This window comes from Pseudovibrio sp. Tun.PSC04-5.I4 (assembly GCF_900104145.1).
Lineage (GTDB): Bacteria > Pseudomonadota > Alphaproteobacteria > Rhizobiales > Stappiaceae > Pseudovibrio.
This window is the reverse complement of record NZ_FNLB01000006.1, coordinates 1,399,573-1,423,297: the sequence shown is the minus strand read 5'-3', so window position 1 is coordinate 1,423,297 and position 23,725 is coordinate 1,399,573. Positions and strand designations below refer to the sequence as shown.

The following is a 23,725-nucleotide window of genomic DNA, read 5'->3' as shown; positions in this document are numbered from 1 at the left end:
TCAATGATGACTGAAAATTTGCGCACTCAATAGTAGCAGCAATGCTAAGTTTGAAGTTTTATGAGCTACCTCAAATGTCAGCTTTTGGTCATTTGAGTAATTCCATGTCGCCCATAAGAGCTACTGTCGAGGCCTCCGGGTGAGCGCGTCTCAACCCATGATGGAACCACCCGAGTGTCGGCTTGTGGCCCACTTGTATGCAAGGTCAAATGGATGACGCGCTGCTAACTGCGGAAGACAGAAAACGCCTGTTCCTAGAGATCTCAAGAAATGTCACACGGACAGAGCAATTGCCGGTATTAGCAAAAAGGCGAACACTTCTTGCTACAAGAGATTGCTGCCTCAGATCCGAAAATTGAAGCACAGTGCTTTGCTTCAAAGCGATACAAAGTCTGGTATCAGGGAAGGACGCTTCTGTTTACTATGTTTTGCAGGATATATACATCTGAAGTTTTCATGGACTAATCGCAAGGGCAACAACTTTCAAGAGGATAAGAATGCAGGAAATAGAAGTATTCGACGACGTGAATTTTAGACTTCTTCGTTTAGCCGCACGGATTAAAACAAAACCGAGGAAGAGCCACAAAAATCCATGTTCCCGAGAGGTTGTTTCGATCATCGGTCAATTGATGAACAAAGGAATTTACGTCGAAGAGTTTGCCTATCTTGAGGATCCGAACGCAAACTATTTCGAACTTCAACCGTGGTTGGAAAAATTCTTACGAAGACTAAATTGGCGGTGTCTGAGCGATGAAGAAGAGTCTCGTTTTTTGACTGCGCTTTATGCCACCATCGGTAAAACAAGCGACTTGCATGCCTATTACGCCATAATCCGATGGATGGAAGAAGTTGGTGACGAACTGGATGATAAACTCAATCAGAAATTCGTGGCTGATGGAATAGGGGCTGAGCGGATCTACGGCTGCTACTACTCTTACTCAGAGATCACCGATGGAGACCTTATCCCTAGCGTAAAAGACCCGATTGCTCATAACTGGGTGTTGGAGGGGGAGTTTCGCCCAATATTGGTCTTTGCAGAATGGTTAGCTAACCATCCAAATGATTTTGAACGTTGTCGGCCGTTTAATGAAGAGCTATTGAGTAACCTTGCCATTTAGTGGTACTAAACATATGTGGTTGTCTTTTAGCGATGGTAACTATGGACCCTTTTCGTTACCAATATTCACGTAATTATGTGTGGTGAAGGGGTCTTGAAACAGAGGCTTTATCGTCATCAATAAAATCTGTTACAACCCTTGCAAGAAACACTTGAAGGTCCGGTTATGGCCCATAGTTAGGGCTATTCCTAAAATATCGTAGCGTGAGCTGCATAGACATTCGACCTGTCCTCACGGCGCGCAAGAATGAAACTTAACTATCTACTATCGAAGAACTTCCGCAAGTGTGGCAGCACGTCTGGATGACACCCCCACACTTCCATCGTAACCGTCCGCTCAAGGCGCCATGATTTGGGCTTGACGCTGTGATTTTGCGTCCGGCTTCCAGTTCCATGGCAGGAACTCGTGGAGGCGGTTGATCATGTGATCGTTGATGCGGGCAAGGACATCTGTGAGATAGTCCTGCGGGTTGAGACCATTGAGTTTGGCGGTTTCAATCAACGTCATGGCGTCCGCCAGAGTTTCTCCGCCGGCCATTGATCCGGCAAATAAGAAGTTTTTACGGCCCAATGCAATAGGTCTGACTGCGCGCTCAGCCGCATTGTTGTCGATCGCGACGCGACCCTCGTCGAGGAACAAGGTGAAGGCGTGCCAACGGGAGAGGCCATAACGGATGGCTTTGGCCAGCGGTGATTTGCCTGAGATGCGGGTAAGCTGAGCCTCGCACCAGGCCTTGAAGGCCTGAGCGATGGGTTTACTGTGCTTCTGCCTCACTTCATGCCGCAGGTCTGGTGGTTTTCCGCTGATCTGACGTTCAATGTCATAAAGCTTACCGATCTGCTCCAGTGCGTATCTGGCCAGTTCTGATTTGGTGGCGGTGAAGATATCATGGAAGTCGCGGCGCCAATGCGCCCAGCAGGCGGCTTCTTTAATGTCCCCGCTGTCATAAAGTTGCTTGTAGCCGGCATAGGCATCGGCCTGCAGAATGCCGGAAAACTCTTTGAGGTGGCATCGCGGGTTGTCAGCCTTGCGATTTGCGGAGAACCAATAGGCAGCAATAGGCGGGGCCTCTCCTGCGAAGGGGCGATCATCGCGCACATAGGTCCAGATCCGGCCCTGCCTCGAAGCTTTGCCGGAACCGCTCGCCGCCTTGAACTGGCGACCCAGGACATCAATGGGTGTGTCATCGGTATGCAAGCGATCTGAGAGCATCACCTCAGCTTTAAGCAGTTCGCTCAGCGGAGCCAGCGTTTTCATGGCAAGCCCGCACCAGTCCGACAGAGTAGAGCGGGGAATATCAATGCCATGCCGGGCAAGGATTTCGTTCTGACGGTATAGCGGCAAATGATCATCGAACTTGGAGACCAGAATATGCGCCAGTAAGCTGGCTCCGGCACTGGATTTTTCAATGGGCCGGGTTGGTGCTGGAGCTTGCACGATTTTCTCGCACACCCGGCAGGACGTCTTGGGCCGCGCCGTTTCAATCACCTTTAGCTTTGCGGTGATGAACTCCACCAGCTCAGACACATCCTCCCCGATGAGCCGCAGCTCGCCGCCACACTCGGGGCACGCTTTGGGTGACTGCAGAGTGACCCGCTCGCGTTCCACATCGCTACGCACCCGAGGTTTGCCGCGGGTCGGTTTGGGGGGCTCTTCAAGTGTGGAGGTGGCCAGTTCCGGCACGGGCAACTGCTCATCTTCCGGCTCCTGGCATGGGTGGGCAGTCTCCAGGTTTTCCAGCGCCAGTTCAAGCTGGGCAATCTCGCGGTCGATCTTTTCTGAAGATGCGCCAAAGCGTTGCCTGCGCAACTTGGCCAAAGCTTGTTTGAACCATGTGATCAGAACCAGATGGGCCTGCTCATTGGCTTGTAAACTCTCAACCTTTCCCTGCAACGCCAGCACCATGGCCTTGAGTAAAACTGGATCATCAGGAAGGGAGTTAAGAGACTGGTTCATATGGATATTTTACCTCATATATCTCCAATATCAAAGTAATACCCCATTCAAAACCCAAGATATTCACCCCATTCGAGCGGGCGGAGCTCCCCAACTGGGGCGTCTCCAGTCCATCCCTTCCCACAGCATGGCCAGCTGTGCTGAGGTAAGTCGGGCTGAGCCATCGACTGGTGAAGGCCACGGGAACCGACCCTTTTGTAGGGTAAGAGACGTCAGCCACAGCTGACGTTTCTCCCCTCCGAACCGTACGTGCGGCTTTCACCGCATACGGCTCTCCATTCAAGCTTGGCTAGAAAGCCAGCACGAGACCACGATAGTGCGTTTCGTAGAAAGGAGCCTCGTTCTTTTCCCGAAGATAAGGATTTGAACGTGGTGTCTTCCAGCGGAATTGCCCGCGCTGATGATTGGTTAGCCGGTACAAGATGCTTGAAACGCGTACTCCTTCTTTCGTCATCGAGTGCACCATCCATGTCTTGGCTTTTAAGCCATACGGCCGCGCGAACCACTTTCGCATCAGACGAGAGATGCGCGAGCGATACTTGCGCCCCAGCCAATGTGCCATTTTCCAGAACACGACGGTATCGACGTGCTGGAAGACCTTGGATGTGTAATCGGTGAACTGATAGAAGTTTGCCCAACCCATGAGTTGGCGGTTTAGCCGCTTAATCATGTCGGTATGGGGCGTATTGTGGTCGCCGCTAAGAGCCTTAACCAGTCGATGTTTGAAACCGCTGGTTTTCTCTCGGGGAATGGTCGTTACTGGCCGCATCACGCCACGGGGACCGCGTTTGCGAATGATCCGGTGACCGAGAAAGACAAACCCATCATTAACATGAGTGACATGGGTTTTCTCCATGTTTAACGTCAATGCCAGATCGCCTTCCAGGAATGCTCGGCATTCCTCGCGTACCGCGAGCGCCTGTGCCTTCGTGCCTTTGACGATGACAACAAAGTCATCGGCATAACGGCAATAGGACACTGCCGGTCTGCGACAGCGGTTCTCACGAACCGCCACAGGGCTGGCTTTTCTGACGCTCTCATTCCAACCACGACGTTTGTTGCGCGCTGCTTTTCCAAGGAATTTCTCATCCATCCAACGATCAAACTCATTGAGCATAATGTTGGACAGAAGCGGAGAAAGAACCCCGCCTTGAGGAACGCCCTTGCTGGCGGCGCAGAAGAGGCCTTTATCGATGTGACCTGCCTTCAAAAGCCTCCAGAGCAGTGCGATAAACCGTTTGTCCCGGATGCGCTTGCGCACACACGAGAGCAGCTTGCGGTGATGGACAGTATCAAAGTAGCTTGCTAGATCACCTTCGATCACCCAGCGACCCTTTGTGTTCCTGCCATCCGTTGTCTGCATCAAAACGGCCCGGATCGCGTGGTGCACGCTACGCTGTGGCCTGAAACCATATGAGTAAGGACTGAAGTCGCTTTCCCAAATCGGCTCCATCACCATCAGCATGGCGCGCTGTACTATGCGATCCGTCAGTGTCGGTATTCCCAACGGTCTCAGCTTTCCGTTCCCTTTCGGGATGTAGACGCGTCGTGTTGGAGCGGGCGCATAGGTCCCATCCAGCAGAGATCGCCCCAACGTCGCAAGGAGTTCCTCCTCATTTTGTCGGAAACGATCTCGGTCCACGCCATCTACGCCCGGGGTCTTTGCGCCGCTCGACGCCAAGGCAACCCGGGCAGCCTCAGTCAGCCAAGTCCGATCGGCAATTAAGCGTAAGAGGCGATCAAATCTTCTGGTTCGCTCGTCCTGCGCCCATTTCGCAAGCTTGTGTTGCATGTCGCTGATTATCAAAGGTCTTCACCTCGTTGTGGTCAGTTAATGTGCAGCCCTAAGCAGCTTGAACTGTTCCCCTTCGCCATGTGACAGGCTTTCCCTATCTCGGACTACTACGGGAACTCCGCCAGCGTGGCCGTCATCGGGGTGAACTCCCTTGCGAGTATTAAATATACCAACCTCATTCGGCACACGCCTTCCCTCGTTCCTATGTTGGACTTAAAGCGTATTGGTTAGGCTGCCGGCCGTAGTCTTTTCCCTTGCGTCCCGCAAGTCGGCATCGGCCATCGCCAACAAACTGCATAAGTTGACGACACCCTCGAAAGCGTTTCTGGAGTACGCTGTCGGTTTGCGCGCTTCCGGTCATGAAATCCATGGCGCGACCGATGTTCCGCCTGTTAAGCCATGTAGGCGGAGGCTACAATTCAGCCCCTCAGATACGGTTTAGCCGGTTCGTGTTCCTCAACCTTCCAATACTCAGCCTGAAGATGGGTCTTGACTTAATGGCTTCGTCGCACATCTCTTTATCCCACGGGCTACGTCACCTTGCCAGTTCACGACAAATCACCGCCGCTTCGGCTCTCGCCCTTTCGCAGTAAAGGACGGTCTGTTAAAGGAAACCCCTCCTTTCACTAGAATTCCAAACATAAGCGCCCCGGTCGAAACCAGGTTCGAGGCGCACCCAACACCTTGTAATAAAGGCAAAAGCCCTGACCATCCCAATAAAGCAGTTTGACCCGATCTCCGCGCCGACCTCGGAATGCAAACACCGCTCCATTTGCCGGGCGCTGACGCAATTCTGTTTCCGCCAGTGCGGCTAAGCCAGAAATCCCCTTGCGCATGTCGGTCACTCCGCAGGCCAGATACACTCGCACGCCTGTTCCCGGCCCAATCATGCCGTTTCCACCAAGACAATGAAGCGCTGGATCTGTGTATCGCTCAGATCGCTGGAAAGCCTCAAGCTGCGTCCTGTGCTCAAACCAACTTCAATACAAACAGGATGTACTGGAGCAGGATCCGGGGCAGCAACCACAACTGGCACAAAGACTGACTGGCGCTCAATATCAGCACTTTCAGCACTGCTAAAATGCTTGAGCCAACGCCTCAGTAGATAACGATCAATGTTGTGTTGGCGGGAAATATCAAGAACAGAGGCACCATCAACCCCAATCTCAGAGATAATCGACAGCTTCTCTTCACGCGTCCACGTGCGCCGCACCTGCTTAACTTTAGACAAGGCCATCCTCCATAAAACTCAGGAGGTAAATACCCTATCAGAAACAAACCCGTAAGGCGGTCCTGAGCGGACGCTTACGCATGAAGTGAGGCAGAAGCACAGTAAACCCATCGCTCAGGCCTTCAAGGCCTGGTGCGAGGCTCAGCTTACCCGCATCTCAGGCAAATCACCGCTGGCCAAAGCCATCCGTTATGGCCTCTCCCGTTGGCACGCCTTCACCTTGTTCCTCGACGAGGGCCGCGTCGCGATCGACAACAATGCGGCTGAGCGCGCAGTCAGACCTATCGCACTGGGCCGTAAGAACTTCTTATTTGCCGGATCAATGGCCGGCGGAGAAACTCTGGCAGACGCCATGACGCTGATTGAAACCGCCAAACTCAATGGTCTCAACCCGCAGGAATATCTCACAGATGTCCTTGCCCGCATCAACGATCACATGATCAACCGTCTCCACGAGCTCCTGCCATGGAACTGGAAGCCGGACGCAAAATCACAGCGTCAAGCCCAAATCATGGCGCCTTGAGCGGACGGTTACGCCGCACCGATATTCGACAAGGATGGGAATAGAGCAGGAAACGGGCAACCATGGCAAATGTGTTCTGCTCGACTAGACAAGCCCAAGGCATCGTCTTTCGAGAACGCCTCTGACGTATTGCCAATACGTGAGGGGGGTATCTTACAGCATATGCAAGTATAACGACGCCAGACAGTCACTTATCAATACAATGCCTTTTTATAGTGACGTGCTATGCATTAGTCGTTTGACTAACAGAGATCAGACTAAGCCAATTTTAACCAGCCGCAGCAACCGATCTTACGGGCGATATATGAAAAGCAGACCTACCAAAAACACTGGTCAAACTGTTCAAATAAACCGGTTCGAATATTTTGAATTGAACGCGTCAATTGCGTTAAGCAAATCCAGAATCCCAAAATATGGATTAATTTGATATGGTCTAGCTCCTGGATTTGCAGCCGCAGTTGAGGACGCATTTATAGTTTTAGCTCGTTTTCTTGCTTCAGGAATAAGGTGTTTAATCTTGTCAAACAACGCCCCTTCGGATTTCTCATATTCAACTCCGGTTACTCTCAAGAATTCAGCTTTGAAACTGCTATTTTTTATTAGATCGTCATGACAAGAGTAAGGTGCTGCAGAATTTATTAAATGAAGCAAAAGCCAACATTCGAAACAGACATTGCTCAAGGCGATGTTAATGTGATTTGCTGCCGCCTTATCTTCTGCAAGGGCGTGTAACTCATCGCGATATTTTGCGGGGGCTTCTCGATCGTAAACCACCCAGAAACTATCTCCGGGCAAGGAAGTCGAAGCATTTTTCGCGTTTACGGCCACCTCCACTAACTGCTTTGGCAGTGTTTTTGTTGGTAGATTGAACTGCAATCACACGCTTACGTTGGTCAATACCTAATTGTTTGATGTAGCCTCCTAAGTAATTGGGTTCCGTCTTTTTCCCTTCGCAGAAGATTTTCAATGTAGGCATTGGGGTTAAATTGGATTTTTTTCGTGATTTAGGCATTTTTATTAACCGGTTGTGATTTTTTTGTTCTTTTTAAACAAGTAATTGCATTGCGAATTTTTTCAAATTGGATTCTCGGCGTAGCTCCCAGTCTGCCATCGTTGTAAAACGAATGGAACGGGCTATTGGGACGAACCAATTTTTTATCAAATTCATCCAAACAAGTAATGCTTGTCTGACCGTCGTGTTTGTTAGTTAACCAAATTTGCTCGCGGCGCATGATTTCTGATGAAAGGATTCCTAAATCATGAGTACTAAAAATTAGCTGCGCACCTTCAGAGTTTATTTCATCGTCATGGAACAAGTCAACGACTGTCCTGATTAGATGAGAATGAAGATGGGCATCGATTTCATCAATCAGAACCACTCCACCTTGTGTTAGTGCATCTAGAATTATTGGCAACATCTCGAACAATCGAATTGTTCCATCAGATTCGGCTTCCTCATCGAAAGCAACTAACGAGCCATTCTCTGATTTATGCCAAAATGAGAATTTTGTTTTATTCTGTTCTCTAATTGCTTCCTGCAGATCCTCTGGCATGTCATCAGGGAAACGAATTTCATTCGTTTTTTCCCTTTTTTCGAGGGTAATATTTTCAATACCCGTATCTGCAGATGAAATCAGAGATGCAATAGCTTCCAGGTTTTCGGTTTTCTTATGATAACCGGGTGTCATAAGATGATGATTGGGCTTGATCACATGCATTTTTCGAAAGTAATCATAAATTTCCCGAATAATTTCAGGAGCAGATGCATTGTTTCCAGCCTTTGAAAGATAGCTATTATTTGCGAAGAAAGGGAATCTCCTAGCACCGCCTTTGTAAGCGTTTCCGAATTTAATAGTCTCCCAAGTGTCGTGCTCTTTGCGGTCGAATATTACTGCTTGAAAGCGCTTAGGGTAACTGACTAACGACTCGGTAAGAACACGATCATTGATGTATGAAATTTTATATCGGTACCGTAATCCAGATGGTACGATGAATTCAATGTCGAACTCGACTGGTTCATTTCTCTTTTCAGGTGAAAGAGCAAAGGGCTCATAACACGGAATTTGTTGGTCTGCCTTACGCTCTCCAGAATGCTCAACCATCCAGCTAAGTCCCGTAAGGGCTCTCAGAAAATTTGATTTTCCAGATGCATTAGGGCCAAGAATTGCTGCGGTGCGAACGACCGCGAGTTTTCCATCTTCAAGGTTAGCGTAATTGGAAGCTAAGCGTTCGCGACCTTGCTCTACGTTTAGATTTAAGATTTGTTCGCTTTTGATGGAGCAAAAGTTCTTAACTGAGAAGTCGACAATCATACCGTTCTCATCCCTACTATAGTGCGTTATTGTTTATTTTTTGCACAAAATACATTGCATCGTGATTAACGTAGTTTTATTTCACTTTCAATAGTAAATATCAATCTGATGCAAGGGCATAATTTTTAATTGATACAGAGAGGGTTTTTGGTCGAGTTAAAAGCACAGCTGGACTGGATTACGTTAATTGTCAGCTAGATCATACAGTAGCCGTCTGGAACAAATCACGTTCTTAGAATAATAAAGCGTCAGAGATGGAAAAGAAGGGGCTCAAAATACGTAATCAAATGCGTTTGCATAGAGCTTTGGCTGGTTAAATGATCACAGTGCACATTTAGGAGCGACTGCAAAGCTCCCCGCGATCTTAGTTCAACCCTTAATGGAAACCTCGGAAGGTCCGCTCATGACCCTGATTACAAGCTGATTGAGGTCAATCCTAGGTTTAGGTCTCGCTCTAGCTGGGGCTGTCCGGTCTCAGGTCGAACGGCAGCTCTGGTCACCTCGCGACATGTTGCGCTTGCGAAGGCATGCGACCTCATTGATGACCGCACAGGGCTCAACGAACCCGTGGCACATTCAGGTACAATGAGCGCATTGGTCGAACCCAAAAGTACTCGGGAAAGCGCCTGCAGTAACTTCCAAAAGAACTGTCTCACTCATTCAACAAGAGCTCTGCCATGTCATCCAATTTGCGCTTGGTAGACTTCCAATTCTGGTCGTACTGGTCAAGTAACGCGTAGAATGCTGGGCTGTGATTATGCTCTTTGTGGTGGCATAGCTCGTGCAGCAGGACGTAGTTGATGCAGTCTCTTGGTGCCTTTATAAGAAACGGATTGAGCTGCACTGAGCCATCGTCTGAACAGCCTCCCCAGCGCTTTTCTGTCTCCATGAAGTGGAAGCGTGGACGCTCAGAGATCCATGGGAGTTTGTCGCCAACCAGCTCTAGGCGCTTACCGAGATAGACCTGAGCGCGAACCTTGTACCATCCCCGTAATCGCCCTCGGATGGCTTGTGGGTCTAGGTTCTCGCTACGCACTTCGATGGCACCACGTAGCAGCTTGACGCCTCGCTCTGCCTTGGGGACCTCAATCACCCTGATCTTGTACCTACGCCCCAGATAGAACGCAGTTTCCCCGCTCACATACTCCCGCTCACGAACGTGTTCTAAGCGTTTCTGAGCAGCTTTTACATGTTCAAACACCCAACGCCCCCGCCGCTTCACAGCGGCATCTATGGATTCCTGAGAAGCATCTTGAGGCGCTTCTACAATCACCTGCCCATCCGGTTCAACGTGGATCGCCAGCTTGCTCTTGCCATCCTTACGGACCTGAACCACATAAGGGATCCGCTCTGTCCCATAGATGAGAATACGCGGGGCCGGATCAGAAGCTGTCACGGCTCACCCCTTTGCGGGTCTTTTCGATGATCTGTTCAATGAGCTTCTTTGCCCCTTCCAGACCGCCGTACTGGGAGAAAAAATGAGGTAGCAGTCTCTGGTTGATCTGCTGATAGATAGCTTCATGAGACAGGGAATTGGCAGCAACGGCTTCATTGACCAACCCATCTACAAACAATGCTTCCTTGACGAAGTGCTCTTCGCCTTTGTCTTCCATGTCACCAGTCTCAACAGCCTGTTTGAAAACTCCGTAGTAGGCTCGTTGATGCTTGTTTCCCTTGATCGCTTCTGGAATATCCGGCGCAGCTCCAGCCTTCACCTGCTCCTCTAAGTCCTTGAAGAGGTCGTATTGCAGATGCGGGTGTTCAAAGTTCGCGTTCGCTTCGTCAATGGCCTTGCGCAGAAGCTCCGAGAATACTGCTTGCGCATACGGATCTTCTATCAAGTCCTCTTCGATGGATTTCCTGACGCGGCTGGTGATCGTGTCGGCCTCGTTCTTGGCCTTCTCGTCGCTCCAGTCCGCCGGATCATCTGAGGCATCACCTGTTGCGCCCATCTTATTGACGTCGATGATACCCTCGGGATCATAGATCTTCACACCAGTCACTTCACGGTCAACAAGATCGCGGATCTGCTTCTCATAGGCTGAGTAGTCCACGGTCTCTTGTGCGTCCAGACGGGCTTGTTTGCGGATCTCGGTGAAAAACTTCAGGTCCATCTTGTAGGTGGCGATCTTGGCCTCGGTGAAAGCCGGGTCCTTGAAGAAGCTGCTGGTTGAAAGCGCCACCTTGAGACACATGCCGAAGCTGGTGAGCGCTGCATAGAAGTCCTCACGGGTCTTCTGGCTCTGGTCGTAAGAGACACCAGCTTCATCATCAACAAAGCGAGGCACGAGCACTTGACGGAAAGCCTGACGGTCCTGCTTGTTTTTCACTCCTGAGAAGAACGCCCACACCTCTTTGTGCAGCTTTGGCAGCTTCTTGTATTCAGTATCAACGTTTGCATAGGTGCCAGCCAAGTCCTCGGGGTCGTATCCCTGAACGGTCTCGGCTTCCAGCTCCTGATAGTTCTGTAAAGACGTGTCCAACTCGCCCAAAATACCGCGATAGTCTACGAGGTACCCAAACTGCTTGTCCTCGTGCAACCGGTTCACACGGGCGATGGCCTGTAGCAGGTTGTGTTCCTTGATGTTCTTGTCAATGTAGAGCACGGCGTTCTTGGGCTCATCAAAACCAGTCAGCAGCTTGTCGACCACGATCAGGATATGCGGAGCGCCCTTGGTGCTGAAGTCTTCGATCACACCATTTTCATAGGTCTCAGGGTCGCCGGTGACGTTTTCCTTCCACCACTGTTGCACCTCGGGTGCATTGGCAGCGTTGGCGTCATCATGGCCTTCGCGCGTATCTGGGGGTGAGATCACGATAGCAGAAGTGATCTTCCCGATCTTGTCCAGTTCACGCTTATAGCGGATAGCAGAGAGCTTGCTGTCGGTCGCCAGCTGTCCCTTCATGCCAAGGTCTTTGAAGTTGTCGGAGAAGTGCTTGGAAAGGTCACGAGCGATCAGCGCAATCCGCCGTTCAGACTGGTAAATAGCGCCTTTGTTGGCGTTCTTCTTCTTGAAATCGGCAGCCTGTGCCTCGGTCATTCCTTCAGTGATTTCCTCGACCTGATTGTCAACTGCCTCGTCGTTGATATCCACCTCAGGGCGGCGCTCTTCATAAAGCAGCGGCGTGACGGTCCCATCCTCAACAGCGCGTTGCATGGTGTAGGCGTGGAGGATTTTGCCGAACTTGCCGCGTGTTTTGTCTTGCTTTAGCAGCGGGGTGCCGGTGAATGCCAGATAGGCCGCATTGGGCAGCGCCAGACGCATCCGCTCGTGGTTTTCGCCGCCTTGGCTGCGGTGGCCCTCATCAATCAAAACAATCAGGTTGTCGCTGTCATTCTTGCATTCTGGCAGTTTGGCGGCGGAATTGAATTTTTGCAGCAAGGTGAAGATAATGCGCTCGTTGCCTTTGCCGATCTTCATCGCCAGTTCTTTGCCTGAGCCAGCGCGAGCCTTGGCCCCATCCTTTTTGGCCCCGATGTTAGAGCCGAATGCCCCGCCGGAGAGGAACGTGGCAGCGAGTTGCTTTTCCAAGTCTGTACGGTCTGTGATGACGATGACGCGGCAATTGTCGGTCTCGGGGTTGAGCAGCAGGGCACGGCAGAGCAACACCATGGTGTAGGACTTGCCAGAACCAGTTGTATGCCAGATCACACCGCCCTCGCGCCCGCCTTCAGGCTTGCGGGTCTTCACGGTTTCCAACATGGATTTGACGCCAAACACCTGCTGATACCGAGCGGCGATTTTACCGGCCTTGCGATCAAACAGGATGAAATAACGCAGAAAGTCGAGCAGCCTGTCAGGGCGCGTCAGACCAACCAGCAACCGGTCCTGTTCTGTTACACAAACATCCAGTGCCCAGAGCTGAGCAAAGTGGTCTTTGGTTTTCCCGTCAGCGTCTCTCAAGAGGGCTGCATGATCGCTAGACGAGAGTCTGCGGTTCTTAATGGTGTGGATTTCCGCATCCTGTACCTCATCCTCCCGCCATGCACTCCAGAACTTTTTGGGGGTGTTGGTTGTGCCATAACGCCCGGCAGTGTCTGCGATAGAAAACAGCAGTTGCGCATAGGCATAGAGCGAGAGAATGCCGTCACTCTGCTGGTTGCGCAGGTGTTGGCTGATGCCTTCTTCTACCATCTTATCCTCACACCCCCCAATGGGACGCTTGGCCTCAATGATCACAACGGGGATACCATTGAGGAAGCCAACAATGTCCGGGCGGTAGGTCTGCGTCATCGCCTCCCGCTCTACCGACATTTCCGTGGTCACCTCAAAGCTGTTGGCCCCAAGGTTTTCCCAGTCCACCAGTGGCACGGTGATGCTGAGCTTCTTGCCATCCCGCACTTCGCTCACCGTGATCCCATAAAGCAGGTGCTTGTAGAGCGTCTCATTGGCGGCAAGCAGCCCTTCTGTCAGGCCAAGAGATTTCAGCGCTTTGAGAACCTGCTGTTTTGCGCTGCTGCTTAAAGTCGAGCCATCTGCCGTCCTGTAGGTGTTGAGGCGTTTGCGGATCGTGTCTTCCAGCAGCACAGAGCGCAGCGATCCACGGCGAGCGGTGCACTCCTCTGGCCCGATATAGGCCCAGCCCATATTCATCATCAAGGCAAGCGCGGGGATCTTGGAGGCCGCATCTTCACGGGTGTCTGGGCGGCTCTCAAACTGGACAGTGGTCATGGCGCTCTCAAATCAAACAAATCAATCGCTTAGGTTGTAGCATACAACCCGCAGATACCGAGCACCGCAACACAATGTTGGCCTTGGTACCATTTTCACTCAGCTTACCCCCAAGGATTAGAGTGTTTCCGGGCTGCTTGGTGCCATGCTCGGCAAGCAATCACGAAGATCCCATATCCATGAAGCTAATGCCCTGAGTTTTGCGGGGTTGATGCTTGCGCTAAAAATACTTATTCCCGCCCCCCAAACCTGAGGCCATACTCATTGCAGGTTCACGTAAACGGGCATCTGGCGGAGCGACCGCCAGCTTGGCGTGGGCTGGGCGGAGCTACCGGAAGACATAACGCATCTTCCGGCGGGTTCGTTGAAACACCCCTTGAAAGTCTTTAGTGCAGAGACCAAGCGGAAGCTGGTTAGCCGATGGGCGTCTACACTGGCAGGCGTTTAGCTATCACCAACAATCACATCTGCCTCTTGCAAGTGTGTGCGTTGTTGACAGTGCCTGCTCCCAATGCCTTTCGGAGGAGATCTTGTTTCATACAAAAACGCCCGGGCAAGGCACCAGCCAATGCCGAAGAACCATTTTTTATAAAAAAGCGCAGGTGTTGCCTGTGCGCCTTGCCCACCCCGTTTTACGGGAAAAACCACCCACACCACTGCATGGCAAGCTATGCGGTGCTCTTTGTGCATGTGCTGGCAAACCACTGCCGCGTTCCGCGTGAGCAACACATGAGCGGGTCGCTCTGGGTCCCTGATCAAGTCAGGGATGACGGCGGAGCGGGAGGCGTGGCTTTGTTATCTCATTCACCGTTATACTGAGCGCAGCTTTGCCCTCTCATGCACCGTTGTTCCGGGGCACCACCCCAATCGCCGTCATCCCGGAAAAGCCTAGCGCATATCCGGGAGCCAGAGCCGCACACGAGGAAAGGATTTTGCGATGGTGAAAGGCTGTATGGGTCCCGGCGCGGGGGCCGGGATGACACCCCGTTGGCTGCTATGCCTCAGCCTCCACCTTCACCCGCGTCTTGCCCGTCAGCAACTGCTGCATGAGGGCGCGTTTTTCGGTGCGGAGGTGAGAGAGGTGCTCATTAGCCTTCTTCACTTCAGATTCTGTGCAGCAAAGGACGTCATTAATCGCACGTTGTTCCTCAAGTGACGGAAGGCTTACCGATATGGAAGAGAAGGCGCTCCATCGCAAACTCCCTCTCCTATCCACGGACGCATTCGTTGCGGCTGCGAAAATTTGTCGGTACCTATCCGTCTTCAGGAGCCTGAATAAATAGAGCGGAGAAACAGTGTCACCGGTTTCAAAAACCGTATAGATGGGGCTGACAATCGCTTCATTGTATAAGTTCTGTAGGCCAATAGACCCCTCCTCGATATGATTAGAGGGGTATCCGATTTGCCCACGCTTAATAATTTTGTATCCTGTGAGATCGTCGCTGAAGACCTTCTTCTTGAAGTAGTCCAAAGAATTTACGAAACCTATCGTCTTGGTGCACGAAATCACAGTGAGTTCTGCATCGTCTTTATTGCGCTTGGAATACTCCGACGCAATGTCACCAATTCTCACGGTCTTCCACTCGCTGCCCTCGAAGCCCTTGAGGCGGTGGGTGCCGGTGAGGAGGTGTTGCATGAGGGCGCGTTTTTGGGCACTCGCGTTCTTCAGTTGCATTGAAGCAGTCTCGATAGCCCGATCCCACGTCCCCAGTATCTCCGCGATCTTCTTTTGCTCTGGGAGGGGGGGGATAATAGCCGGAAACTGCTTGAGTTGTGTGGAATTAATACTGGCGAGGTTGGTACTCCGCTTTGCGCAGCTCAAGAAATACTTCTTGCCGTAGAACCCACCACTTTGCATGGCAAAAAACTCAGGAAGTAACTGTGCCCTGTCCACTCGGACGGCAAAAACGTGGTTCTGGTGCAAACAGCCGGGGACTTCATCTCGCCATATAGTTCCTCGTCCAAGTTTATCGAAATCTCCACCTTCGGTGAGTACTACATCCCCATCTTTGAGACTATACCGTTCAATATCTTTCCCGTTGACCTCAATAGTCTTCATTTCTGAAAGATCAAGATATCCGTCTTGGACATTCGCAACTCGAAGGTACGGAAGACTTACGGGATCTTTAAGGCTTTTCTTACCTTTCGCTACACCAGTGCGAATTTCAGCAACGTCCTCAAGACTCTTTTTGACCCACCCCTCAGGAACCATAACCCAGCTCCTTCAGGTAGGCGTCCATCTTGGCTTCCAACTCGGACATCTCAGCTTTCAGCTCTTCGCGCTCGGCTCGCACTGCCATGAGGTCGATCTCTTCTTCTTCCTCAAAAGTGTCCACATAGCGCGGAATGTTGAGGTTGAAATCGTTCTCCTTGACCTCGTCTTGCATGGCAATAGAGGCGTATTTGTCTGCTGCTTGCCGTGCCTTGTAGGTGGCGACGATCTTCTCAATGTGGCTGTCATTGAGCTGGTTCTGGTTGGTGCCAGCATCGTATTCACGGCTGGCATCAATAAACAGTACAGAGTTATCCGCCTTGCCCTGTTTGAAGACTAAAATAGCTGCGGGAATGCCAGTGCCGAAGAACAGTTTTTCCGGCAGACCGATAACAGCGTCCAGCAGGTTTTCTTCAATGAGTTTTGTTCGGATTTTACCCTCAGAGGACCCACGGAACAGCACCCCGTGCGGCACAACCACTGCCATGCGGCCTGTGCCCTCCTTCAGGGTCTCCACCATATGGGAGATGAATGCATAATCGCCCTTGGTTTTTGGGGGCAGACCACGGCTAAAGCGTTTAAACGGGTCACGCTCGGCCTGTTCAATGCCCCACTTATCAAGCGAGAACGGCGGATTGGCGACCACCACGTCAAAAGTGCGCAGGGTATCGTCTTTGTTGCGCAGTTTGGGGTTGCGGATGGTATCGCCCCACTCAAGCTGGTGGTTGGTCTCGCCATGCAAAAACATATTCATCTTGGCAAGCGCCCAGGTGGAGCCGATAGCCTCCTGACCATACAGCGCGTAGGCCTTTTTGCCGGTCTTCTGCGTGATCTGGCGACCGCACTTCATCAGCAAGGAGCCAGAGCCACAGGTGGGATCACAAATGGCATCGCCTTCCTGTGGGTCCACCAGCACAGCCATCAACTGAGAGACCTCGGCAGGGGTGTAGAACTCACCGGCCTTCTTCCCCGCCGTGGCAGCAAACCGAGAGATGAGGTATTCGTAAGCGCCGCCAATCACATCCAGCTTATCGACGCGGCTTGGGCGCAGGTTCATGTCGTCCTTGGCAAAATCTTCCAGCACATGGCGCAGGATGTCGTTTTTCTGCTCTTCATCCCCCAGCTTGGTGGAGTTGAAGGAGATATCCTGAAACACATCCCGCAGTTTGGTGCCGTTGGCCTCTTCAATGGCGGCAAGGGCCACATCAATGCGTTCGCCATTACCCGGCGTATGGCGCTTCTCATAAAGGGAATAGAAGCCAGCGCCTTGTGGGAGCACGAAAGCCTCGTTTTTCATCATCTCGGTGATCAGCTCCGGCTCATCGCCAAACTGCGCAACAAAGCCATCATAATGATCCTGCCACACATCAGAGATGTACTTGAGGAACAACATGGTCAGGACATAATCCTTGTAAATGGAGGGATCAACAACACCCCGAAAGGTGTCACAAGCGCCCCAAGCGGCCTTGTTGATCTGATCTTGCGATACACGCGCAGCGGACATGGAAATTTCCTGAATATGAATGAGCTCGCGGGAGTGTAATGGGCTGGAGGAAGCGCCGGAAGAGCAAATTAGCGTAGGACACAGAGTTTTCGCCGGGTCGCAGCCCGCAGAATGTGAGAGGAGACACATATCGCAGGAGATAAGGATCGGAGGACACTGCCTCCGGTCATGATAGATCCTCCATGCCACCCCTCAGCCACCACAACGCTGATATCTTACTTCAGTTGTGTGATTGTTACGTTTTAATATGCTGGACCAGTTAACAAGCCTACCGCTGCCATTTCCCGTAGATTTGTATGAGGACCAAATAACGAAAAGCATTGAAAGACATGGCACATAGAGATTAGTGTCTGATCAACTTCGATTTCTCGGCGATACCCATCATTTTCAAGGTTCTGCACATGGCTTCCAAAAAAACACTTAATGCAAAAAATCTGGAAGCGCTTGGAGCCGAACGTCTGGCCCAGCTTTTGATTGAAGTAAGCACTGGAAATGCAGAGGCAAAACGACAATTGCGGCTGGAGCTTGCGGGCGCGTTAAGCCCGGCTGATGCAGCAAAGGAAGTGCGCAAGCGGCTTTCGACGATACAGCGTTCCGACACTTTCGTGAACTGGGAAAACCGACACAAGCTTGTTAAAGACTTGCAAACGCAGTGCAATGCAATCACCAATATCGTTGGAAAGTATGACCCGGAAACCGCGTTGGAATTGCTCTGGCGTTTTGTCGAGCTTGCTGACAGCATATTCGCGCGTTGCGATGATTCAAGCGGGACAGTGACTGGCATTTTCCATGATGCAGTGGAAGAACTGATTGCGATGGCGATAAAGGCCAAAGTTCCAACCGCCGCCCTTGCTGACAATACTTTCAGTGCCCTGTGTGACAATGGCTATGGACAATATGATCCGCTTTTGCGCGGCCTTGCTCCTGTTCTTGGAACAACTGGCCTGGAGCACATCAAGGCCCGAATGATTGAACTCAAGGAGTCACTTATGGCTCCTTCTGAAGAAAGCGACAGAGTGGTTGTGCCATTTAACTCCAGCTCTGATCGTGACTACAAAACCTATGGTATTAATCTTACCGTAAAGTCCACTTTAACCGAAATTGCTGACCTGCTCGGCGACCTTGACGGCTTCACCGCGCAGTTTACTGAGGAACAAAAGAAAGTTCCACAGATGGCAGCACGGATCGCTCAGCGCTTTCTTGTAGCAAATGACCCTGAAAAAGCGCTCGAGTTCCTGGATGGAGCCGATATTGAATCTGCACGTCAGGTCACCTGGATCAATCAGTTGGAGGAGTGGACTGATACTCGCATTTGCGCATTGCAAACGCTCGGTCGGCGGGAAGAGGCTCAGGGAATGCGGTGGCAATATTTTGAGGATACACTCTCATCACCCCATTTGCGTGATTATCTCGATAATCTACCGGAGTTTGAGGATGTTGATGCTGAACTTAAAGCAATTGACTATGCCTTCACCGTTGAGAATGTACACGCGGCTCTTGCATTTCTCGTCAGCTGGAAGGCCATGGACAAAGCTAAGGAATTGGTGCTTAGACGCTATGAAGACCTTGATGGTGACATCTATCAGATCCTTACACCTTGCGCGGAAAAACTCTCTGCCAAAAGTCCTCTTGCAGCAAGTTTGATACTTCGCAAGATGATTGATTTCAGCCTCGAATATGGGCGCAGCTCACGTTACAAGCATTGCGCCAACCACTTCATGGAATGCAATGGCTTGGCAACAGTGATCAGCGATTTTCAAGGGCACGAAACGCACGAAGCTTTTGCATCCAGACTGAAGCAACAACACGGACGGAAAACATCGTTCTGGAACCGTGTGAGTTAAGGAAAACGCGTTGTATACTATGGGTCGTTTAAACGACAGCAGCTGCTTTGTTCTGTGCCTAAGACATCCATTTGCGCTACTGGCATTTAGCAGGTGCAATAAACACTTTCCCTGTTCGGGTTTGCTTTTAGAGCATTTAACTGCAACGCCATTATCCTTCACAGGATTTATTGGTGCAAACACAATCAGAAATTGAAATAACATTCCAGAAATCTCAGGCCCGTGTTGGGTCGTACGGCTGCTGTAGGTCACAAGCGACTTGCAGCACTCGCGAAGGCCGATGGCATCACGTATGACTGTAATGGCTCGACGAGCCCGTGGCACATCCAGCCACAATGAGCGCATAGGTCAACCGAAAAGTACTCGGGAAAGCGTCTGCAGTAACTTCCAAAAGAATTGTCTCAATCATTGGTGGAAATGCTCAAAGTTCAGCTGTTCGCCCACATAGACAATTCCGGCGCGTCTAATCAATCACATCACTCAATCGCTTCGCGATACTGGTGTAGTTTGGGTTCACTGCCCTTGGTAGGAAACTGTTGCGCGTGGTTCATGCCGATTGCAACATTGCCAGCCTCGACCAGCTCCATCAGCTTGCCCAGACACTTGGCTTCCACCCGCGCCCCCGCATCATCCTTGACTTCCAGCTGACGAAAACAATTCTTGCACAACGTCGGCTCAGTGACCCCCAAAGCTGAAGAAATTTCACTTTGAGTTTTCCTGACGCCATTAACATATTGATAAATATACTGTTTTCATAATTGAGCTTGTGAGATGACCGCCCTCGCCCTCCGAAGCCCTCAGGTATTGTGTCGCCTAACAGTTCAAATTCAAAGGCGGACAAAAAAAATCTCTCCGTGAATTGGGGTCCGGTAAAACATTCGATCCCCCCGGACTTTTGACCCACCCCCCCGCATCTGAGCAGGTCAGAGTGTCAGCTACGGGAGCCCTGCGCTTGGGTTGTTTTCCGGTTATAACACCCGATGCACACGCGCACTGGATGTTCGCCGGTTCCAGTCCCTGCCCCGCTATCACGGCGCTCAATGATGCGGTCAGAAATCAGCACCGCTGGTCTCACACGATAGCTGTAAAGCTGCTTCATATCGTGGGCCAGCGCACGCCATGCCTTCGTCAGGTAAAACTGATCAACACTGATGGTTAACGAAGTTCCACTTTATCAGCTGGCACAATTGCCGTTGTGGTTCGGCCAAACGCTTTCAGCTCTACCTTCAGCGTTTGTCCTCCCGCTCTAAGCTCGCTCACCACACCCTTGAGTGTAGCCCCAACTCCAGCCACAAGCAGGATATCACTTCCCACGCTGAAGAGCTGACCGGTCGTGGGCTTTTTACCGACCTGAGCTTCACAGGCGGTTTCCAGAATACGAAGCATCTCAGCCAGAGGTACACGGTGCGGAGCCTGCTTCTGGGAGCATGCCAATATCTTTTCCACACCGTCGCAGGACCGCACCTGATCACAGCTCCCCCTCTCATTACGGTCTAAACCAACAAACAGATAGCGCGGAAACATTGGGCCACTGACGTCAATAACTTTGCCAGATCGCTTCACTTTTCGTATCGCAGGTATCTTCGGCAAGTAGGCAATCGCACCCGTGGCAGTGATGCTTGCGTGTGCTCGATCCTCACAGTTTGGATTGGTTTGCACCACAATCCATTCAAGCGATGATTTAGTCATCAGGGCTCGTAGCAGCATGTAGTCCTGCTCGAGAGCTTTATTCCCGGCATTGGGCGCAGTCATCTTCATTCAGCCGCCTCCTGTTTCGTCGTTCTCTCACCCGTAAGCCGAGCATGTGCAGCCTCAAAGCTCGCCAATGCCGCGCTCACAGCCTCAAGCGGTGATGGGAATTCCCCGGCAAGCGGCTTGGGCATGTACGCCCAATCAGGCAGATCGCGATCAGGCCCAAACCAAGGCCAGCCGCGTTCTTCGTGAAGCCGCTTCCAGGCTTGCCAAACATCACTGCCAACCCGCACCGCTGCAAACTCATCAGCAAGTGGTGCCAGTTTGCCCTTCACGGTAATGCCGCTACCTCGGCGGGAGGCCTGATTGTGCATGTCCACCACCCGAGGCCAGCCATAGAGCGCCAACCGCCGGAGCTTTTCCAGCCGCGCATCTTCGCCGCCGCCACGCAGAATTCCCTCAATGAACGGAGTTGGTTTGGAGAATTTCCCATAGGCTGGTTGCAACAGATCAGCAAACCGATAAACACCCCAAAGCTTGCCGTAAGGCTTAGCAACCTCAACAGAACCGCCGCTACTCCCAGCCACTTCTGGAAGCTTCTCCCAGCGCTTTTCTGAGAGATAAACCGCAAATGCGCAGAACTTCTTGCGCCCCTCGGATTTGGCGTGTTTGACATAGGCACCAACCAGTTCCCCAGCCTTTTCCCGATCACCACCGCTTAATCCAAACCAAGCTTTCTCAGCTGTATCCGAGCTGTCGCTCACAAATGTTGGCCACCTCGCATGAGCTCTTTTCAGCCTTCGAACCCACGTTTCGTGAGTGACAGTGCCGCTATTGTCATTTTTATCATTTCCAAGTTCACGCGCGCACTCTCTCCCTTGGACTGGTATTGGATTGTTAAATGGACTGTTCTTATCTTGGTCCACCTCGTGCACCGCCTTAGGTCCACCACGTGCACCACCTTCATCCACCTCGTGCACCACCTTTTTTGAGGGAGCTGGTGCAGGAGGTGCACCGCCTTTTTTCTCAAACTCAGCATTTTTGACCATACGCTCAGATGTGCTGGGAGCGTCTAAATCACGCTCTGGCCACCGCGCGACATACTCTTGGCGCTTCCATCTTTGCCCTCGAAAGCCATGCTGCGAGACCTCAATCCAACCAGCCTCTTTTGCTATGTCGATATGCTTCAAAACTGCGTTCTTGCTGTAGCCGCTGTACTCCACCAAGTCCTCTATGGACGGGTAACAACTCTCGCCAACCGCATTCATGAACATGCTCATGGCTTGCAATACAGCTCTTGTCGGCCCCTGAAGATCAGACTTGCAGAAGGCCTGACGCCAGCTCCAGGCCTTTCGGACTTCGCTCATGTCCAGCCCTCCACTTCCATCTCTGGAAGCTTGGGCATGTACTCGTTTCGCTTCAGCTTCTCTCCCAATGGGCCATACTTGCGAATTCCCAACCACCCGCAGCGCTCGGCATTTCTTAGATGCTTGGTCACAATCGGCGTGCTCAGGCTGGTGTGCTCGGCAAGATCACGAACCGAAGGCGAGCAAACTTCGCCAACGCCCGCCGCAAACAGGCTGATTGCGTGCAACACCAAATTGGTGCTGGAAGGCAGATGGCACCGCGAAAACTCACGCCGCCATTCTGTGAGAGTTTGAATTTCATGCATTACAAACCTCCGTTGGCTCAGTTCGGGAGAACAGCGGACCAGCATCCAAATCAGTCGCTGCTTGTTGTGATTTCAGTTCTTCAGGCCCCATCCAATCTTGCGCGATGCGCTCCTGCGCTATCGCTGCGTAGTCTGGATTGAGTTCAATCAGGATCGCCTGTCTGCCAAGACGCAGCGCGACAAGGCCAGTTGTGCCAGCCCCGCCAAACGGATCGAGGACAACGCCGCCTCTTGGGCAACCCGCCTTAATACACCGCTGCGCCAACTCTGGCGGGAAGGTTGCAAAATGAGCCCCGGGAAATGGCCGCGTTGCCACATTCCAAACTTCAAGTGGAGCAGGTTCAAAGTTACGAAGATTTCGCCCGTTCGCTTGCTGCTCTTCCTTGGTCATATGGTCCCAGCGGTTGTTAAAACCGGCATGTTGCTGGCGGTGCCCGCGCAGCTTGTCTGATACACGCTTGTTTCCTAGGTTCTTGCGTTTTCCAGCAGTGCCACCCGTGTAGGAACCACCTCGAAAACCATTCGCATCTTCGCTACCAACGCGCCTCTGCCGGACCACAGAAGCATCGTAGAAATAGCGAGCCGATTTGGTAACAAGCCAGATTTTCTCATGAGCACTTGCAGGCCTGTCACGAATGCTTTCAGGCATTGGATTAGGCTTTGCCCAAATGATCTCACCGCGCACCCACCAGCCCGCATCTTGCAGCGCAATTGCCAGTCGGTTGGGCACCATGCAGAGGTCTTTCGGCTTCAAGCTGCCTTGAATTGTCGAGAAAGGTTTTTGCGTGAAGGTTCGGTCATCTTTTCCGGTTCGGATCCGCCCATCAGCATCTGCTTTATGCCCTGCAGGCGTTGTTGCGTAGCAGTCGCCGTAATTGATCCAGCAGGTACCTTCTGGCTTCAACACCCGCCGAACTTCAGCAAACACCTCAACCATCTTGTCGATATGCTCTTTGAGCGTTGGCTCAAGTCCCAACTGCCCTTCAACGCCGTAATCCCTCAGGCCCCAGTATGGTGGTGAGGTAACAACGCAATCGACGCTGTCATCAGGCATCTCGCGCAACCGGTCGAGCACATCACCCAACCGGATTTCACAGGGCAAATCACCAATATGGATGGTTTTAGGAGAGGTCATGCAACATCCCTCCCAACTGATCCCGCAGATCGACGCTCAGCCGATTGCGTGTTGCAAT

The 23,725-nt window shown here is 51.7% G+C and carries 19 protein-coding genes and 1 pseudogene; 4 read left to right on the top strand and 16 right to left on the bottom strand.

Translation table 11 applies throughout. The features are described 5' to 3' along the window. The first annotated feature begins 497 nt into the window (after positions 1–497). The gene (locus tag BLS62_RS11685) at positions 498–1,118 is read left to right on the top strand and encodes a hypothetical protein (protein ID WP_093180816.1); all 621 of its coding nucleotides are present in this window, start codon (positions 498–500) and stop codon (positions 1,116–1,118) included. Between the two features lie 336 nt (positions 1,119–1,454). Here the strand turns inward: BLS62_RS11685 and BLS62_RS11680 are convergent, their stop codons facing one another. From BLS62_RS11680 to BLS62_RS11660, 5 genes are all read right to left on the bottom strand, one after another. Beyond that, a complete protein-coding gene (locus tag BLS62_RS11680; RefSeq protein WP_093180813.1) occupies positions 1,455–3,074 on the bottom strand; it encodes an IS66 family transposase in 1,620 nt (539 codons plus the stop codon). Between the two features lie 63 nt (positions 3,075–3,137). Next, the gene (gene tnpB, locus BLS62_RS11675; RefSeq protein ID WP_143521489.1) at positions 3,138–3,296 is read right to left on the bottom strand and encodes an IS66 family insertion sequence element accessory protein TnpB; all 159 of its coding nucleotides are present in this window, start codon (positions 3,294–3,296) and stop codon (positions 3,138–3,140) included. A gap of 67 nt (positions 3,297–3,363) precedes the next feature. Beyond that, complete coding sequence (gene ltrA, locus BLS62_RS11670; protein WP_348271852.1) at positions 3,364–4,881, bottom strand: group II intron reverse transcriptase/maturase; 1,518 nt, start codon at positions 4,879–4,881, stop codon at positions 3,364–3,366. 614 nt (positions 4,882–5,495) lie between these two features. Then, positions 5,496–5,759: an IS66 family insertion sequence element accessory protein TnpB gene (gene tnpB / locus BLS62_RS11665; RefSeq protein WP_093180810.1), complete on the bottom strand. Its 264-nt coding sequence runs from the start codon at positions 5,757–5,759 to the stop codon at positions 5,496–5,498. After that, positions 5,756–6,100, bottom strand: a complete 345-nt coding sequence (locus tag BLS62_RS11660; RefSeq protein ID WP_159436532.1) for a transposase — start codon at positions 6,098–6,100, stop codon at positions 5,756–5,758. Before BLS62_RS11660 ends, tnpB (BLS62_RS11665) begins: the two co-directional genes overlap by 4 nt. An 88-nt stretch (positions 6,101–6,188) precedes the next feature. Here BLS62_RS11660 and BLS62_RS11655 point away from each other — a divergent pair. Further along, positions 6,189–6,623: pseudogene (locus BLS62_RS11655) on the top strand (transposase); the annotation flags it as partial. Positions 6,624–6,965: 342 nt separating this feature from the next. Here BLS62_RS11655 and BLS62_RS11650 read toward each other — a convergent pair. The 6 genes from BLS62_RS11650 to BLS62_RS11620 form a co-directional block, all read right to left on the bottom strand. Then, positions 6,966–7,499, bottom strand: coding sequence for an RloB family protein (locus BLS62_RS11650; RefSeq protein ID WP_093180805.1), 534 nt, complete (start codon positions 7,497–7,499; stop codon positions 6,966–6,968). A 128-nt stretch (positions 7,500–7,627) separates the two neighbouring features. Beyond that, positions 7,628–8,935, bottom strand: a complete 1,308-nt coding sequence (locus tag BLS62_RS11645) for an AAA family ATPase (protein ID WP_093180803.1) — start codon at positions 8,933–8,935, stop codon at positions 7,628–7,630. A gap of 652 nt (positions 8,936–9,587) precedes the next feature. Further along, on the bottom strand, positions 9,588–10,331 hold the full coding sequence (locus tag BLS62_RS11640; protein ID WP_093180800.1) for a M48 family metallopeptidase: 744 nt from the start codon (positions 10,329–10,331) through the stop codon (positions 9,588–9,590). Then, complete coding sequence (locus BLS62_RS11635) at positions 10,318–13,608, bottom strand: type I restriction endonuclease subunit R (protein ID WP_093180798.1); 3,291 nt, start codon at positions 13,606–13,608, stop codon at positions 10,318–10,320. Before BLS62_RS11635 ends, BLS62_RS11640 begins: the two co-directional genes overlap by 14 nt. A gap of 994 nt (positions 13,609–14,602) precedes the next feature. Beyond that, positions 14,603–15,820, bottom strand: coding sequence for a restriction endonuclease subunit S (locus tag BLS62_RS11625; protein WP_093180792.1), 1,218 nt, complete (start codon positions 15,818–15,820; stop codon positions 14,603–14,605). After that, positions 15,810–17,324, bottom strand: a complete 1,515-nt coding sequence (locus BLS62_RS11620) for a type I restriction-modification system subunit M (RefSeq protein WP_200798504.1) — start codon at positions 17,322–17,324, stop codon at positions 15,810–15,812. The genes BLS62_RS11625 and BLS62_RS11620 overlap by 11 nt, the downstream gene beginning before the upstream one ends. A 401-nt stretch (positions 17,325–17,725) precedes the next feature. Between BLS62_RS11620 and BLS62_RS11615 the strand changes: the two genes are divergently transcribed. Further along, positions 17,726–19,168 (top strand): DUF6880 family protein, encoded by a 1,443-nt coding sequence (locus BLS62_RS11615; RefSeq protein WP_093180790.1) that lies wholly within the window; start codon positions 17,726–17,728, stop codon positions 19,166–19,168. Positions 19,169–19,644: 476 nt separating this feature from the next. Here the strand turns inward: BLS62_RS11615 and BLS62_RS11610 are convergent, their stop codons facing one another. Further along, positions 19,645–19,836, bottom strand: coding sequence for a hypothetical protein (locus BLS62_RS11610; protein WP_143521549.1), 192 nt, complete (start codon positions 19,834–19,836; stop codon positions 19,645–19,647). Between the two features lie 260 nt (positions 19,837–20,096). Between BLS62_RS11610 and BLS62_RS30765 the strand changes: the two genes are divergently transcribed. After that, a complete protein-coding gene (locus tag BLS62_RS30765; protein ID WP_143521548.1) occupies positions 20,097–20,327 on the top strand; it encodes a hypothetical protein in 231 nt (76 codons plus the stop codon). On the opposite strand, the gene BLS62_RS11605 is transcribed toward BLS62_RS30765, so the two are convergent. The 4 genes from BLS62_RS11605 to BLS62_RS11590 are packed head-to-tail and all read right to left on the bottom strand — an operon-like array spanning position 20,324 to position 23,667. After that, on the bottom strand, positions 20,324–20,926 hold the full coding sequence (locus BLS62_RS11605) for a transcription termination/antitermination protein NusG (RefSeq protein WP_093180784.1): 603 nt from the start codon (positions 20,924–20,926) through the stop codon (positions 20,324–20,326). The two genes, BLS62_RS30765 and BLS62_RS11605, sit on opposite strands and share 4 nt — an antisense overlap. Further along, a complete protein-coding gene (locus tag BLS62_RS11600; protein ID WP_093180781.1) occupies positions 20,923–22,227 on the bottom strand; it encodes a helix-turn-helix domain-containing protein in 1,305 nt (434 codons plus the stop codon). The genes BLS62_RS11605 and BLS62_RS11600 overlap by 4 nt, the downstream gene beginning before the upstream one ends. Then, the gene (locus tag BLS62_RS11595; protein WP_159436531.1) at positions 22,224–22,532 is read right to left on the bottom strand and encodes a helix-turn-helix domain-containing protein; all 309 of its coding nucleotides are present in this window, start codon (positions 22,530–22,532) and stop codon (positions 22,224–22,226) included. The genes BLS62_RS11600 and BLS62_RS11595 overlap by 4 nt, the downstream gene beginning before the upstream one ends. Continuing rightward, complete coding sequence (locus tag BLS62_RS11590; RefSeq protein ID WP_093180775.1) at positions 22,525–23,667, bottom strand: DNA-methyltransferase; 1,143 nt, start codon at positions 23,665–23,667, stop codon at positions 22,525–22,527. Before BLS62_RS11590 ends, BLS62_RS11595 begins: the two co-directional genes overlap by 8 nt. Positions 23,668–23,725 lie beyond the last annotated feature (58 nt).

Coding starts and splice junctions, on each gene's coding strand:
- BLS62_RS11645 (WP_093180803.1), bottom strand. CDS start 8,935: ATGATTGTCGACTTCTCAGTTAAGAACTTTTGCTCCATCAAAAGCGAA.
- tnpB (WP_093180810.1), bottom strand. CDS start 5,759: ATGATTGGGCCGGGAACAGGCGTGCGAGTGTATCTGGCCTGCGGAGTG.
- BLS62_RS11685 (WP_093180816.1), top strand. CDS start 498: ATGCAGGAAATAGAAGTATTCGACGACGTGAATTTTAGACTTCTTCGT.
- BLS62_RS11600 (WP_093180781.1), bottom strand. CDS start 22,227: ATGAGCGAAGTCCGAAAGGCCTGGAGCTGGCGTCAGGCCTTCTGCAAG.
- BLS62_RS11615 (WP_093180790.1), top strand. CDS start 17,726: ATGGCTTCCAAAAAAACACTTAATGCAAAAAATCTGGAAGCGCTTGGA.
- BLS62_RS11680 (WP_093180813.1), bottom strand. CDS start 3,074: ATGAACCAGTCTCTTAACTCCCTTCCTGATGATCCAGTTTTACTCAAG.
- BLS62_RS11595 (WP_159436531.1), bottom strand. CDS start 22,532: ATGCATGAAATTCAAACTCTCACAGAATGGCGGCGTGAGTTTTCGCGG.
- BLS62_RS11590 (WP_093180775.1), bottom strand. CDS start 23,667: ATGACCTCTCCTAAAACCATCCATATTGGTGATTTGCCCTGTGAAATC.
- BLS62_RS11635 (WP_093180798.1), bottom strand. CDS start 13,608: ATGACCACTGTCCAGTTTGAGAGCCGCCCAGACACCCGTGAAGATGCG.
- BLS62_RS11625 (WP_093180792.1), bottom strand. CDS start 15,820: ATGGTTCCTGAGGGGTGGGTCAAAAAGAGTCTTGAGGACGTTGCTGAA.
- BLS62_RS11605 (WP_093180784.1), bottom strand. CDS start 20,926: ATGAAGATGACTGCGCCCAATGCCGGGAATAAAGCTCTCGAGCAGGAC.
- BLS62_RS11620 (WP_200798504.1), bottom strand. CDS start 17,324: ATGTCCGCTGCGCGTGTATCGCAAGATCAGATCAACAAGGCCGCTTGG.